Raw genomic sequence first — 12905 nt, 5'->3', positions numbered from 1 at the left:
CTTAGTGTGTGAGGCGTGGATATCAATGGAGCTAGCGCAATCGTCACCGGTGGCGCATCAGGTATCGGCGCGGCAACCGCCCGCCAGTTGGCTGCCAAGGGAGCCCGCGTCGTCGTGGCCGACCTGCAGGCCGAAAAGGGCGAGGCACTCGCCAAAGAGATCGGCGGCGTGTTCGTCACCGTCGACGTGACCAACACCGACCAGATCATCGACGCGGTCAATACCGCCGCCGACCTCGGCCCGCTGCGGGCCCTGGTGAACTCGGCCGGCATCGGCTGGGCCCAGCGCACCATCGGCAAGGACGGTCAGTTCGAATCCGCCCACAACCTGGACGTGTACAAGAAGGTGCTGGCGATCAACCTCGTCGGCACCTTCGACTGCATCCGGCTGGCCGCCACCGCGATGAGCCGCAACGAACTCACCGACACCGGCGAACGCGGCGCGATCGTCAACATGACCAGCGTCGCGGCCTTCGACGGCCAGATCGGGCAGGCGGCCTACTCGTCGTCCAAGGGCGGCGTGGTCGGCTTGACCCTGCCGGTCGCGCGTGATCTGTCCGCAGTGGGCATCCGCGTCAACACCGTGGCCCCCGGCCTCATCGACACCCCGATCTACGGGGAAGGCGAAGCGTCCGAAGCCTTCAAGGCCAAGCTCGGCGAATCCGTGCTCTTCCCGCACCGCCTGGGCAAGCCCGAGGAACTGGCCTCGATGGTCATCGAGCTGATCACCAACTCCTACATGAACGCCGAGGTCGTCCGCGTCGACGGCGGTATCCGGATGCCACCCAAGTAGCCCCTCCCGCGAACAGACACAAAACTGTCCCTTTTCGCGCGAAAAGGGACAGTTTTGTGTCTGCTGGCGGGTTTATCCACAGCCTGGAACGCCAGGTGGTGGCGGCCGCGCGGTTGCCTGCAAAGAATGCTCGCCATGGCGCTCGACGGACCATTCGCTCTGCACGACGGCATCGCGACCACGACGCAGTTGCTCGCCACCATGACCTACAGAACCCTCGCCAGGCAGGTCCGTGACGGCAAGGTATTCCGCGTGTGGCACGGTGTCTATTCACTGCGGCCGCCCGATACGGCCTGTCGGCTGCGAGCTCTCGACTTGCTTGCGGCCACCCCGATTGTCGGCTGCATGAACACCGCGGCGCAGATCTACGGCTTCGACACCGACCCCGACGGCCGAACGCACATTCTCGATCCTGGTGTGCGCGTGAGGCCTTCGCCCGATCTCATGGTGCATCAGCGAATCGGTGCTCCGCTCAAGAAGGTTGAAGGCCGCCTGTTGACGGCTCCAGCGTGGACGGCGATCGAAATGGCCCGGACACTTCGGCGTCCACGCACGTTGGCGACGCTGGATGCCGCACTACGCAGCGGCAGCTGCTCGAAGGCTGAGCTCGAGAACGCGCTCAAGGAACAGCGCGGCCGTCGTGGTGTGGTCAAGGTGCGCGAACTCTTGCCTTATGCGGACGCCAGGGCCGAGTCGCCGATGGAGTCCGAGATGCGACTGGTCTTCATCGACTGGGGATTGCCAACCCCGGAGTTGCAGTACGAAATCCATGACCTACATGGCCAGCTGTGGCGGGTGGACTTCGCTTGGCCTGATTACCGGGTGGCCGCCGAGTACGACAGCGTGGACTGGCATGCAAACCCTGATGCGTTCAAACACGATCGGATAAAGACTGCGCGGTTGCAGGAGGTCCGATGGACCACAGTGCCTGCAGTGGTTGACGATGTGCGGCGGTTTCCCGTCGAATTGTGTGCGCGGATATACCGATTGTTCGACCGCGCCGCCTGATTTCCTTCCGCGAGCAGACACAAAACTGTCCCTTTTCGCGCGAAAAGGGACAGTTTTGCGTCTGCTGGGCAGGGGAAAGTTACCAGTCGGCCTCGTCGAACTTGATGACGCCGCGAATGTTGTTGCCGTCCAACATGTCCTGGTAGCCCTGGTTGATGTCCTCGAGCTTGTAGGTCCGGGTGATCATGTCGTCGATATTGAGCAGGCCCGATTTGTACAGCGCGACGAGCCGCGGCGTCTCCACATGCGAGCTGCCGCCGCCGAAGATGTTGCCCTTCAACGTCTTTTGCAGCATGGTGAACAGGAACAGGTTGAGCTTGACGTCGGCGTCCATCATCGACCCCATGCCCGTCACCACACAGGTGCCGGTCTTGGCCGTGAGGATCATCGCCTCTTCGATGTACTCGCCCTTCATCTCGCCGACCGCGATGATGACCTTGTCGCCCATCAGACCGTGGGTGACGTCGATGACCGGGGCGATGGCCTCGGCCATCGACGGGTAGACGTGCGTCGCGCCGAACTTGATGGCCTGCTCACGCTTCCACTCGTTCGGGTCGATGGCGATGACCTGCTTGGCCCCCGAGATCACCGCACCCTGCAGCGCGCTCATGCCGATACCGCCGACGCCGACGATGATGACCGTCTCGCCGGGTTTGACGTCGGCGACGTTGGTGGCCGAGCCGAAGCCCGTCGGCACCGCGCAGCCCATGATGGCCGCGGTCTCGAACGGGATGTCCTTGTCGATCTTGACGACCGAATCCTTGTGCACGGTCATGTACGGCGCGAAGGTGCCGAGCAGGTTCATCGGCGACACCTCACGGTCACCGGCGTGGATCCGGCTGGTGCCGTCGGCGATGGCCTTGCCGCCCAGCAGCACAGCGCCACGGTCACACAGCGACCGGAAGCCCTTCAGGCACGGCGGACATGCACCACAGGCCGGGATGAAGGCCAGGATGACGTGGTCACCCTCCTCGATGCCGGTGACGTTCTTGCCGACCTTCGTGACCACCCCGGCACCCTCGTGGCCGCCGAGTGCGGGCAACGCGATCGGCGTGGCTCCCGTGGTGATGTGGTAGTCGGAGTGGCACATGCCCGCGGCATGCATCCGGATCTGTACCTCGTCGGCGACGGGGTCGCCAAGGTCGATCTCGTCGACCTTGAACGGCGAATTGAGTTCCCACAGCAGGGCGCCCTTGGTCTTCATGACAGGCGATCATAGAACACGTTTCAGAAACTGTGACAAACAGCACTCTGAACTGCGTGTATGTGAGCTTCTCTTCGTCGTTTGTTGTGGTTGTCGCCGGCTCTGATGGGCGGCCAGTTAATGCACGCGGCTCGTTTGATCGTCGAGTGGCCACTTGTGTCACGCGGTTGGCTGGTTTGCGTGTTGTAACTGGCCACTAGGCGCGGTCGGGTCTATCCCCAAACCGAAGTTCATCCACAGCCGGGGCCTGTGGGGCGGCTCGGGCGGCCATCTCGTCGGCCACCGCCGACACCGTGGGCACATGGAAAGTCCAATTCTCGGATCAGAGGTGCTTGCCGCACGGGCGATGACCCGTCGAGTTCTGGCGAACCGATACGACGCGATCTACCGCGACGTCTATCTGCCCAAGGGCGTGGAGCTGACCGCGGCACTGCGAGCAGAGGCGGCCTGGCTGTTCTCCGGGCGGCATGCGACGTTGGCTGGGCTCTCGGCGGCGGCGGTGTACGGCACGCGGTGGATCGACCCGGCTGAGCCTGCCGAGTTCTATCGCCGCAACGGCAAGCCCGTGCCCGGGATTCTGGTGCATCGCGACGAACTCCTGGACGACGAGACTCGACTGTTCACCGGGATCCCGGTGACGACGCCGGCGCGCACGGCATTCGACCTCGGCCGGCGCCGCGGCAGGGACGAGGCGGTCATTCGGCTGGATGCTCTCGCTCAGGCGACGTTCGTGACGGCGGCCGACGTCAGCCCCTTGGTGCAGCGCCATCCCGGAGCCCGGGGCCTGATCCAACTACGTGAGGTGCTGGCCCTGATGGACGGTGGAGCCGAATCCCCGCAGGAAACCCGCACCCGCCTGGTTCTCGTCGACGCCGGACTGCCCAAGCCGGAGACGCAGATAGTGGTGCCTGGCGACTTCGGCGGTCGAAAGCACGCACGAATTGATATGGGCTACAAGCAGTTCAAGGTAGGCGTCGAGTATGAGGGCGCACAGCAGTGGACAGATCCGCGAGTGCGTGCCAACGACATCGAGCGCTATACAGAGTTGGCTGCCCTCGGCTGGTTGATCATCCGCGTCGGAGCCGACCTGCTGGACCGCCGACCGTGGGTGCTCGTCGCACGCGTCTGTGCCGCGCTGCGTGCTGCCGGCGCCGAATGGCCAGTTATCGCACGCATCTTGGGCGATCGCGTGGCGTAAGTGGCCACTCGCCGGATGACGGCCGACCGGCCGACAGGCCAGCGCGTGAGGCGCCTACAGTGCCGCAGGCAGCCCGAACTTCTCGAACAACGACTGGTCCATGAACGCCACGACATGGGATATGCCGTCGGCGCCGATGGCCAGCACGTGCAACTGGAACGCTTCGTGCACGCCGGTCTCGGGATTGAGCATGTACATCGCCGCGGCGGGTTGATCGTTGGCGGTCGTCGGGATGAACCGCATGTCGCCGGGTTTCTCGGCGGGGCATTTGTTGCGTGACAGGTCGCCGATGGCCTGCGGGCCGCGGTACCAGCTGTCGAAAGGCGGCATTTCCCAGATGGCCTCGGCGGTGAAGAGTTCGACGAGCTTGTCGATGTCGTAGGCCTCGAACGCGGCGATGTAGCGGCTGAGCATGTCTTGCGCTTCGGGCGACTCGGGCGGGACGACCGGATCGTCCTGTTGCGGATTGGCGGCTTCCAGCTGCGCCCGGGCGCGTTGCAGCAGGCTGTTGACCGCGGCCGTGGACGAACCCAGCGCACCGGCGACTTCCGAGGCTTTCCACTGCAGAACCTCGCGCATCACCAGCACGGCGCGCTGGCGGGGAGACAGGTGTTGCAGCGCCGCCACGAATGCCAGCCGCACCGACTCGCGGTCGCCGACGATGTTCACCGGGTCGGCGGACTCGTCGGGCAGCGGCTCAAGCCAGGGCACTTCGTGGTGCTCGGCGATGTCGTCTGTGCCCGTCGAACTCGGGGTGCCGAGCCCGGACGGCAGCGGTCGGCGCTGGCGGCCTTCCAGAGCCGTCAGGCAGGTGTTGGTGGCGATCCGGTAGAGCCAGGTGCGTATCGAGGATTTGCCCTGAAAGCCCTCGTAGGACTTCCATGCGCGCAGATACGTCTCCTGCACCAGATCCTCGGCGTCGTGCAACGAGCCGGTCATCCGGTAGCAGTGCGCGAGCAGCTCGCGCCGGTACCGCTGGGCGTCGGCGAGGAAGGCGTCAGCCGGACTGCCGCTGTCGAGTGAAGGTGCGAGCACGGTCACGTCGTTGAGCCTACGCACGCCCACCGACAACTACGATCGAAAAATGGCTCGGCGGGGGGTGGACGGCTGGAATGTCGCGGCATTCGTGCTGTATGTCCTGCTCATCCCGGCCGCCTTCATCGAGTTCATGATGAGCGCTCTCGGTTTCGGTATGGCCACCGACGGCTGCCACGACGCGGCATGCGATGCCAGCTACCACGAGGAAGCCGCGATCATCACCGTCGGCATCGGACTGGTCGTGGTGTTGGTGGCCACCGGCGCGGTCATGCTCTATGGCCTGACCCGCGGGAAGAACGTCATCGTCTGGCCGTTCGTCGCCGCGGCGGCCATGGTCGGCGTGTTCGTCCTGGGTACCGCAGTGCTGCATTAACCGTTAACCTGCACCCCGCTACGCTCGCCTGATGACCAGTACCCGTACCGAGCGGACCTTCGACGGCGTCGGCGGGGTGCGCATCGTCTACGACGAATGGACACCGGAAGGCGAGCCCCGCGGCGTCATCGTGCTGTCGCACGGGCTGGGCGAACACGCGGGCCGCTACCACCACGTCGCGCAACGCTTCGGTGAGGCCGGGCTGATCGTGTATGCCCTCGATCACCGCGGCCACGGCCGATCCGGCGGCAAGCGGGTGTACCTGCGGGACATGTCGGAATACGTCGGCGATTTCCACACCCTGGTCGGCATCGCGGCCACCGAGCATCCCGATCTCACCCGCATAGTGCTCGGGCACAGCATGGGTGGCGGCATCGTGTTCAGCTACGGCGTCGAATATCCCGACGAATACACCGCGATGGTGCTGTCCGGGCCCGCGGTGGCCGCGCAGGCCTCGCTGTCGGCGCTGCTGGTGGCGGCGGCCAAGGTGCTCGGCAAGATCGCCCCCGGGCTGCCCGTCGAAGAACTCGACGCCACGGCCGTCTCCCGGGACCCCGCCGTGGTCGCCGCGTACAACGCCGACCCGCTCGTATGGCACGGCAAGGTGCCTGCCGGCATTGCGCGGGCCCTGATCCTCGTCGGTGAGACCATGCCGCAGCGGGCCTCCGCGTTGGCCGCGCCGCTGCTCGTGGTGCACGGCGAGAAGGATCGGCTGGTACCGGTCGAAGGCAGTCACCGTCTCGTCGAGTGCGTCGCCGCCGAAGACGTCCACCTCAAGGTGTACCCGGGCCTGTATCACGAGGTGTTCAACGAGCCCGAGCAGGCGCTGGTGCTCGATGACGTCACGTCGTGGATCGAGGCGCATCTGTGAGACGGATTGCCGCCGCACTGCTGTCGGTGCTGCTGCTGGTCGGTTGCGGATCCGAGCAGCCGGCCAAATGGGTCGACCAGGACGTCAGCTTCGACGCCGACGGCCTGACCATCTTCGGCACCTACCGCAACAACGGCAGGTCCGGTCCGGCGGCGCTGCTGATCTCCGAGAGCGGCCCGACCGACCGCAACGGCGACAACAAGGTGGTCGGTCCGATCGGCAACATGCGCCAGATCGCCGAGGCGCTGTCCGACGACGGGGTGGCCACCTTGCGCTACGACAAGATCGGTACCGGCAAGACCAAGCTGGGGCCCTACCAGCAGAAGCCGACCGAAGTCGTCAGCGCCGTCTACACCACCGGTGCGGCCGCGGCACTGAAGTTCCTCGGCGACCAATCCCACACGGACAAGGATCGACTGTCGATCTACGCGGTCGGTGAAGGCGCTATCCATGCCATGACGCTGGCCGGTCGAGCCGATCCGAAGGTGCACTCACTGGCGCTGTTGCAGCCGCTGGCGGGCCGGTACCTGGACATCATCACCAACCGGGTGCGCTCGGGGTCGACGCCCGAGGTGCTCAACGCGTGGCTGGGTGCCGTCGACCAGATTCGCACCAAGGGCACGGTCCCGGACAACCTGCCCGAGGGCCTGAGCGCCATCGTCAACAAGGGCAACCTGAACGCGATCATCGAGGCCGACAAGATCGATCCGCTGGCGCTGGCCGCCGCGTTGCCCGCCGGGTTGCCGGTCCTGCTGACCTGCTCGGATTCCGACTCCCAGGCCAGCTGCGACGCGGAACGTCCGCTGATCGACGCGCTGCACCACACGGCGCTCAAGGTCGTCGAGCTCAAGGGCGTCAACCACATCCTGCGCGACGACCCGACCGACAGCATCGCGAACTACGGCAAGCCCGGCCCACTGTCCCCGCAGGTGCTCGATGCGCTGAAGGCTTTCTCCGGGCAGTGATGTCAGGGGTGTTTTCTAGGATCGTGCCGTGAGCGACGACAAGATGCTGGCGCGCATCGCCGCCCTGTTGCGCCAGGCGGAGGGCACCGACAACGCGCACGAAGCAGAGGCGTTCATGGCCGCTGCGCAACGGCTGGCCACCGCCACCGCCATCGACCTGGCGGTGGCCCGGTCGCATTCCGCCGAGCGCACCAAGGCCCAGATGCCGGTACAGCGCACCGTGACCATCGGGCAGGCCGGCACCAAGGGGCTGCGCACATATGTGCAGTTGTTCGTGATGATCGGGATGGCCAACGACGTGAAATGCGACGTCGCGTCCAATTCGACGTTCGTCTACGCCTACGGTTTCGCCGAGGACATCGACGCCACCCATGCCCTCTACACCAGCCTGGTGCTGCAGATGGTCAAGGCGTCGGAGTCCTACATCGCCTCCGGCGCGCACCGGCCGACCCCGACCATCACCGCGCGGCTGAACTTCCAGCTGGCGTTCGGTTCCCGCATCGGCCAACGGCTGACCAAGGCCCGCGAAGAGGCTAAACAGGAAGCCGACCGCACCGACCAGCCGGGGACGGCAATTGCATTGCGGGACAAGGATATCGAGCTGAAGAGCTTCTACCGCCAGGCCTCGCAGGCGCGCGGTACATGGCGGGCCACCAGCGCGTCGGCCGGCTATTCTTCCGCGGCGCGCCGGGCCGGGGACCGCGCCGGGCAGCGGGCGCGGCTCGGGCCCAACCCCGAGTTGTCGGGCGCCCGTGGCGCATTGGAGCAGTGACGGCGCGAGACGCTCAGCGGGCCAAGGTGTATGCCGCGGAGCAATTCGTGCGGACCATGTTCGACCGTGCGGCGCAACACAGTTCACGCGCCATCGACTTCTTCGGTACCTCGCTGACATTGCCGCCGGAGGCGAAGTTCGGCTCGGTCGAGTCGGTGCAGCGGTATGTCGACGACGTGCTGGCCCGCGTCGGCGCCGCGCCGGTGAGCGTGCGAGCCCGCCGTGGTACCGCGGCCGCCCACTACGAACTCATCGACGGTGCGGCCGTCATCGCGGTGCCCGAACGAGATTCGACGTGGGCGTTGCGCGAACTCGTCGTGCTGCACGAGCTGGCCCACCACCTCAGTCCCGCGCCGCCGCCGCACGGGCCGGCCTTCGTCGCCACCTACTGCGAGCTGTGCGAAACCATCATGGGACCGGAGGTCGGGCTGGTGCTGCGGATGGTGTACGCGAAAGAAGGCGTGGTCTAGCCTGGCGGAGGTGACCGAGCCCGCGGATGTCGACGCCATGTTCACCCAGCTTCTCCACACCGAGGACGACGCGCTGATCGCCGCTCGGGAATCGGCATCGACTGCCGGGATGCCTGCCATCGAGGTGTCTGCTCAGCACGGAAAGTTGTTGTCGCTGTTGACCAGAATGTCGGGGGCGCGCCGAGTGCTGGAGATCGGCACGCTCGCCGGCTACAGCACCATCAACCTGGCCCGCGCGGTCGGCGAGGCGGGCGACGTCGTCACCCTCGAATACGAGCCCCGCCATGCCGAGGTGGCCCGGACCAACCTGGCACGCGCCGAGGTCGCCGATCGCGTCGAGGTGATCGTCGGCGCAGCGCTGGACACCCTGCCCCGGCTCGCCGAGCGCGGGGATGTCTTCGATCTGGCGTTCATCGACGCCGACAAAGAGAACAACGTCGGCTACGTCGAGTGGGCCGTCAAACTCGGGCATCCCGGGTCGATCATCGTGGTGGACAACGTAACCCGGTTCGGCCGGGTGTTGGCTCCTGCCGCCGACGATCACCAGGCCCGCGCGGTGCGCGACATGCTGGAGATGATGGGCAACCATCCCCGGTTGGACACCGCGGCGATTCAGACCGTGGGCACCAAGGGCTGGGACGGGTTCGCCGTCGCCGTCGTCAGTTGAGAGCGGGAACGCGACGAGTGTGCGTGAACTGCTGCCGAATCACGGTGTGTCGGGCAGCAGACGCGCACGCTCGCCGTGCTGGGTGAGCGGTGCCGGGTGAGTGAGCTCGCGGTGCTCAGGCCGGGGCGTCGGCGGTCTGCTTCTCCGCCGGCTTGGGCCATGGCTCGGGGACCGGGCGCTGACGCACCAATTGTGGCCACCAGAACCACTTTCCGAGCAGGGCCGCGATCGACGGCGTCATCAGTGAGCGGATGACGAGGGTGTCGAAGAGCAGACCCAGGCCGATGGTGGTGCCGACCTGGCCGATGACGGCGAGTTCGCTGACGGCCATGGACATCATGGTGAAGGCGAACACCAGGCCTGCCGAGGTGACCACCGAGCCGGTGCCGCCCATGGCGCGGATGATGCCGGTGTTGAGCCCGGCGTGGATCTCTTCTTTGAACCGGGAGACCAGCAGCAGGTTGTAGTCGGCGCCGACGGCCAACAGGATGATCACCGACATGGCCAGCACCATCCAGTGCAGCTCCAGCCCGACGAGGTGCTGCCAGATGAGCACCGAGAGACCGAAGGACGCGCCCAGCGACAGCACCACCGTGCCGACGATGACGGCCGAGGCCACCACGCTTCGCGTCAGGATCAACATGATGATGAAGATCAGGCACAGCGAGGCGATACCGGCGATCAGCAGGTCGTAGTTGGCGCCCTCCTGCATGTCCTTGAACATGGCTGCCGTGCCGCCGAGGTAGATCTTGGAACCCTCCAGCGGCGTGCCCTTGATGGCTTCCTTGGCGGCCAGCTTGATCGGTTCGACATGCTTGATGCCTTCGGGGCTCATCGGGTCGCCGTCGTGGCTGATGATGAACCGCACCGCATGCCCGTCAGGCGACAGGAACATCTTCATACCGCGCTTGAAGTCGGGATTGTCGAACGCTTCCGGTGGCAGATAGAACGAGTCGTCGTTCTTGGCCTTGTCGAACGCCTGACCCATCGCGGTGGAGTTGTCCTGCATGGCGGCCATCTGATCCTGCAAACCACCCTGGGTGGCCTGCATGGTCTGCATCATGGCCTTCATCGACGTCATGGTCGCGATCATGGGCGGCATCAACGCGAGCATCTGCGGCAGCATCGCGTTGAGGTGATCCATGTCGGGGACGATGTTCTTGAAGTCGTCGGTCATCGTGTCGATGCCGTCGAGCGCGTCGAACACCGACCGCATGGCCTGACACATCGGGATGTCGTAGCAGTGCGGTTCCCAGTACAGGTAGTTGCGGATGGGCCGGAAGAAATCGTCGAAATCGGCGATGTGGTCCCGCAATTCCTCGATGTCGGCGACCATGCCGTGCATCTTGCCGACCATGCTGTTCATGGTCTTCGACATCTCGGTCATCAGCGCGATCATCCGAGTCATCGTGTCGATCATCGTCTGCATCTGCTCGGCCTGGACACCCATGTCCTTCATGCGGTCCTGCATGTACTTCTGATTCATGGTCTGGGTGGTGCCCTGCATGCTGATGTTGAACGGGATCGAGGTGTGCTCGATGGGCGTGCCCTGCGGGCGGGTGATGGCCTGCACCCGGGAGATTCCCGGCACTCCGACCACCCGCTTGGCGATCCGTTCGATGACCAGGAAGTCTGCGGAGTTGCGCAGATCGTGGTCGCTCTCGATGAGCAGCAGCTCGGGGTTCATCCGGGCCTGGGAGAAGTGCCGGTCGGCGACGGCGTAACCGGTGTTGGCGGGCAGGTCCGTCGGCAGGTACTTGCGGTCGTTGTAGTTGGTCCGGTAGCCAGGCAAGGTCAGCAATCCGATGAGTGCGAGCCCGATGGTGGCGACGAGGATCGGCACGGGCCAGCGCACCACCGCGGCGCCGATCTTGCGCCAACCGCGAGTGCGCATGGCGCGCTTGGGTTCCAGGGTCTTGCCGAACTTCGTGGCGACCGTGATGATCGCCGGGCCCATCGTGAGCGCGACGACGACCACCATGACCATACCGATGGCCAACGGGATACCCAGCGATTGGAAATAGGGCAGCCGCGTGAAATGCAGACAGAACGTGGCGCCTGCGATGGTCAGACCGGACCCCAGCACCACGTGCGCGGTGCCGTGGAACATCGTGTAGTAGGCCGATTCCCGGTCCTCACCCACGCTGCGGGCCTCTTGATATCGGCCGATCAGGAAGATCGCGTAGTCCGTCGAGGCGGCGATCGCGAGCATCACCAACAGGTTCGTCGCGAACGTCGAGAGCCCGATGATGTTGTAGTAACCCAGGAACGCGATCAGGCCGCGCGCGGCCGACAGCGACATGACGACCATCAGGATCGTCAGGATCACGGTGATGATCGACCGGTACACCGTCAGCAGCATGACGATGATGACCACGAAGGTCAGGGCCGTGATCATCTCGAGGCTGCGGTTACCGGCGATCTCCTGGTCGGCCGACATCGCGGCCGGGCCCGTCACATAGGCGTGCACACCTGGCGGAGCCGGCACACTCTTGACGATGTTCTCTGCGGCTTCGACGGATTCGTTGGCCAGCGCCTCGCCCTGGTTACCGGCCGTGTAGACCTGCACGTAGGAGGCCTTGCCGTCGGAGCTCTGCGCGCCCGACGCCGTCAGCGGGTCGCCCCAGAAGTCCTGGACGTGCTCGATGTGCTTGGTGTCGGCGCGGAGCTTGGCGACGATCTGGTCGTAATAGTCGTGCGCGGCCTGGTCGAGTGCGTGGTCGCTTTCCAGCACGATCATGACCGAGCTGTTGGACTTGAACTCTTCGAAGACCTGGCCGACGCGCTTCATCGCGATCATCGACGGCGCGTCGTCGGGGCTCATCGAGACCGAGCGCATCTTCCCCACCTCTTCGAGCTGGGGAACGATCACGTTGAGGACTGCGATGACGGCGATCCAGCCGAGGATGATGGGCAGCGCCAGCCGCCGGATCCACTTGGCGATGCCACTGTGGTCGGCGGCGTGCTTGGGCGGCGGGCTTGCCGGGAAGGCGTCGGTGGGCGCGTCGTGCGTGGGGGTGCTCATGCAGATTTCACCAAGCAGAAGGTCTGGGCGTTGACGCCGGTGGACGTGCGCTGGTCTTTGAGTTCGTCATCGACGGTGATGCGGCAGCTGATGGTGCTGCCGTCGCCCTGCGCCACGATGTTGGGAAACACCGACGGCGCGGTGCTCTCCAGCCGCAACGTCCACGGCAGGGACACTCCGTCGACGCGCTGGGGCTGGGCGTTGAGGTCGAGGTAGTTGACGTCGGCGGTCGCGCCGGGCTCGCCGGTGATTTCGTAGACGACGACTTTGGGGTCGAAAGGTTTGGTGTCGTCGACCTTGGCGCTGGCGACGCCCGAACCGTCACCGGCTCCGAAGAAAGTACGGACCCGCATCACGGTGAATGCGCCGATGACCACCACCACGAGGATGAGCACGGGGATCCAGAACCGTCTCAAGAGCTTCATGTTCGCTCGTCAGCCTTTCGGATGCAGGCAGCTGTCCTTGCCGTACGACAAGTGAAACCTATACAGTCGGCTAAGTTCAATCAAGTCGATTGGGCAA

13 protein-coding genes are annotated in these 12905 nt (G+C 65.3%); 9 read left to right on the top strand and 4 right to left on the bottom strand.

The genetic code is table 11. The annotated features are described in order from the left end of the window. The first annotated feature begins 15 nt into the window (after window positions 1-15). Together BST13_RS25375 and BST13_RS25370 are read left to right on the top strand one after the other, a co-directional pair. A complete protein-coding gene (locus BST13_RS25375; RefSeq protein ID WP_083166798.1) occupies window positions 16-792 on the top strand; it encodes an SDR family NAD(P)-dependent oxidoreductase in 777 nt (258 codons plus the stop codon). A 135-nt stretch (window positions 793-927) separates the two neighbouring features. Continuing rightward, window positions 928-1800: a type IV toxin-antitoxin system AbiEi family antitoxin domain-containing protein gene (locus BST13_RS25370; protein WP_083166877.1), complete on the top strand. Its 873-nt coding sequence runs from the start codon at window positions 928-930 to the stop codon at window positions 1798-1800. A 79-nt stretch (window positions 1801-1879) separates the two neighbouring features. On the opposite strand, the gene BST13_RS25365 is transcribed toward BST13_RS25370, so the two are convergent. After that, complete coding sequence (locus BST13_RS25365) at window positions 1880-3004, bottom strand: NDMA-dependent alcohol dehydrogenase (RefSeq protein WP_083166796.1); 1125 nt, start codon at window positions 3002-3004, stop codon at window positions 1880-1882. 301 nt (window positions 3005-3305) lie between these two features. Between BST13_RS25365 and BST13_RS25360 the strand changes: the two genes are divergently transcribed. Then, on the top strand, window positions 3306-4202 hold the full coding sequence (locus BST13_RS25360; protein WP_083166795.1) for a hypothetical protein: 897 nt from the start codon (window positions 3306-3308) through the stop codon (window positions 4200-4202). A gap of 54 nt (window positions 4203-4256) precedes the next feature. On the opposite strand, the gene BST13_RS25355 is transcribed toward BST13_RS25360, so the two are convergent. Next, entirely contained in the window at window positions 4257-5273 is a 1017-nt protein-coding gene (locus BST13_RS25355; protein WP_083166793.1) for a sigma-70 family RNA polymerase sigma factor, read from the bottom strand. Between the two features lie 13 nt (window positions 5274-5286). On the opposite strand from BST13_RS25355, the gene BST13_RS25350 reads away from it, so the two are divergent. From BST13_RS25350 to BST13_RS25325, 6 genes are read left to right on the top strand one after another with little or no spacing between them, the layout of a single operon-like run. Further along, on the top strand, window positions 5287-5613 hold the full coding sequence (locus BST13_RS25350; protein ID WP_083166792.1) for a hypothetical protein: 327 nt from the start codon (window positions 5287-5289) through the stop codon (window positions 5611-5613). Between the two features lie 31 nt (window positions 5614-5644). Continuing rightward, complete coding sequence (locus tag BST13_RS25345) at window positions 5645-6484, top strand: alpha/beta hydrolase (RefSeq protein WP_083166790.1); 840 nt, start codon at window positions 5645-5647, stop codon at window positions 6482-6484. Beyond that, window positions 6481-7449 (top strand): hypothetical protein, encoded by a 969-nt coding sequence (locus BST13_RS25340; RefSeq protein WP_083166789.1) that lies wholly within the window; start codon window positions 6481-6483, stop codon window positions 7447-7449. Before BST13_RS25345 ends, BST13_RS25340 begins: the two co-directional genes overlap by 4 nt. A 28-nt stretch (window positions 7450-7477) precedes the next feature. Then, complete coding sequence (locus tag BST13_RS25335; protein ID WP_083166787.1) at window positions 7478-8221, top strand: DUF2786 domain-containing protein; 744 nt, start codon at window positions 7478-7480, stop codon at window positions 8219-8221. After that, window positions 8218-8691, top strand: coding sequence for a TIGR04338 family metallohydrolase (locus tag BST13_RS25330; protein WP_083166786.1), 474 nt, complete (start codon window positions 8218-8220; stop codon window positions 8689-8691). Before BST13_RS25335 ends, BST13_RS25330 begins: the two co-directional genes overlap by 4 nt. 37 nt (window positions 8692-8728) lie before the next feature. Next, on the top strand, window positions 8729-9358 hold the full coding sequence (locus tag BST13_RS25325; protein ID WP_083166876.1) for an O-methyltransferase: 630 nt from the start codon (window positions 8729-8731) through the stop codon (window positions 9356-9358). Window positions 9359-9473: 115 nt separating this feature from the next. On the opposite strand, the gene BST13_RS25320 is transcribed toward BST13_RS25325, so the two are convergent. Together BST13_RS25320 and BST13_RS25315 are read right to left on the bottom strand one after the other, a co-directional pair. Continuing rightward, window positions 9474-12383, bottom strand: coding sequence for an MMPL/RND family transporter (locus BST13_RS25320; protein WP_083166784.1), 2910 nt, complete (start codon window positions 12381-12383; stop codon window positions 9474-9476). Next, on the bottom strand, window positions 12380-12808 hold the full coding sequence (locus BST13_RS25315) for an MmpS family transport accessory protein (RefSeq protein WP_029374272.1): 429 nt from the start codon (window positions 12806-12808) through the stop codon (window positions 12380-12382). The genes BST13_RS25320 and BST13_RS25315 overlap by 4 nt, the downstream gene beginning before the upstream one ends. Between the last annotated feature and the right edge of the window lie 97 nt (window positions 12809-12905).

The sequence above is a fragment of the Mycobacterium aquaticum genome (genome assembly GCF_002086485.1).
Taxonomy (GTDB): Bacteria; Actinomycetota; Actinomycetes; order Mycobacteriales; family Mycobacteriaceae; genus Mycobacterium; species Mycobacterium aquaticum.
The sequence above is the reverse complement of the archived record's forward strand: the minus strand, read 5'-3'. Positions and strand labels throughout refer to the sequence as shown.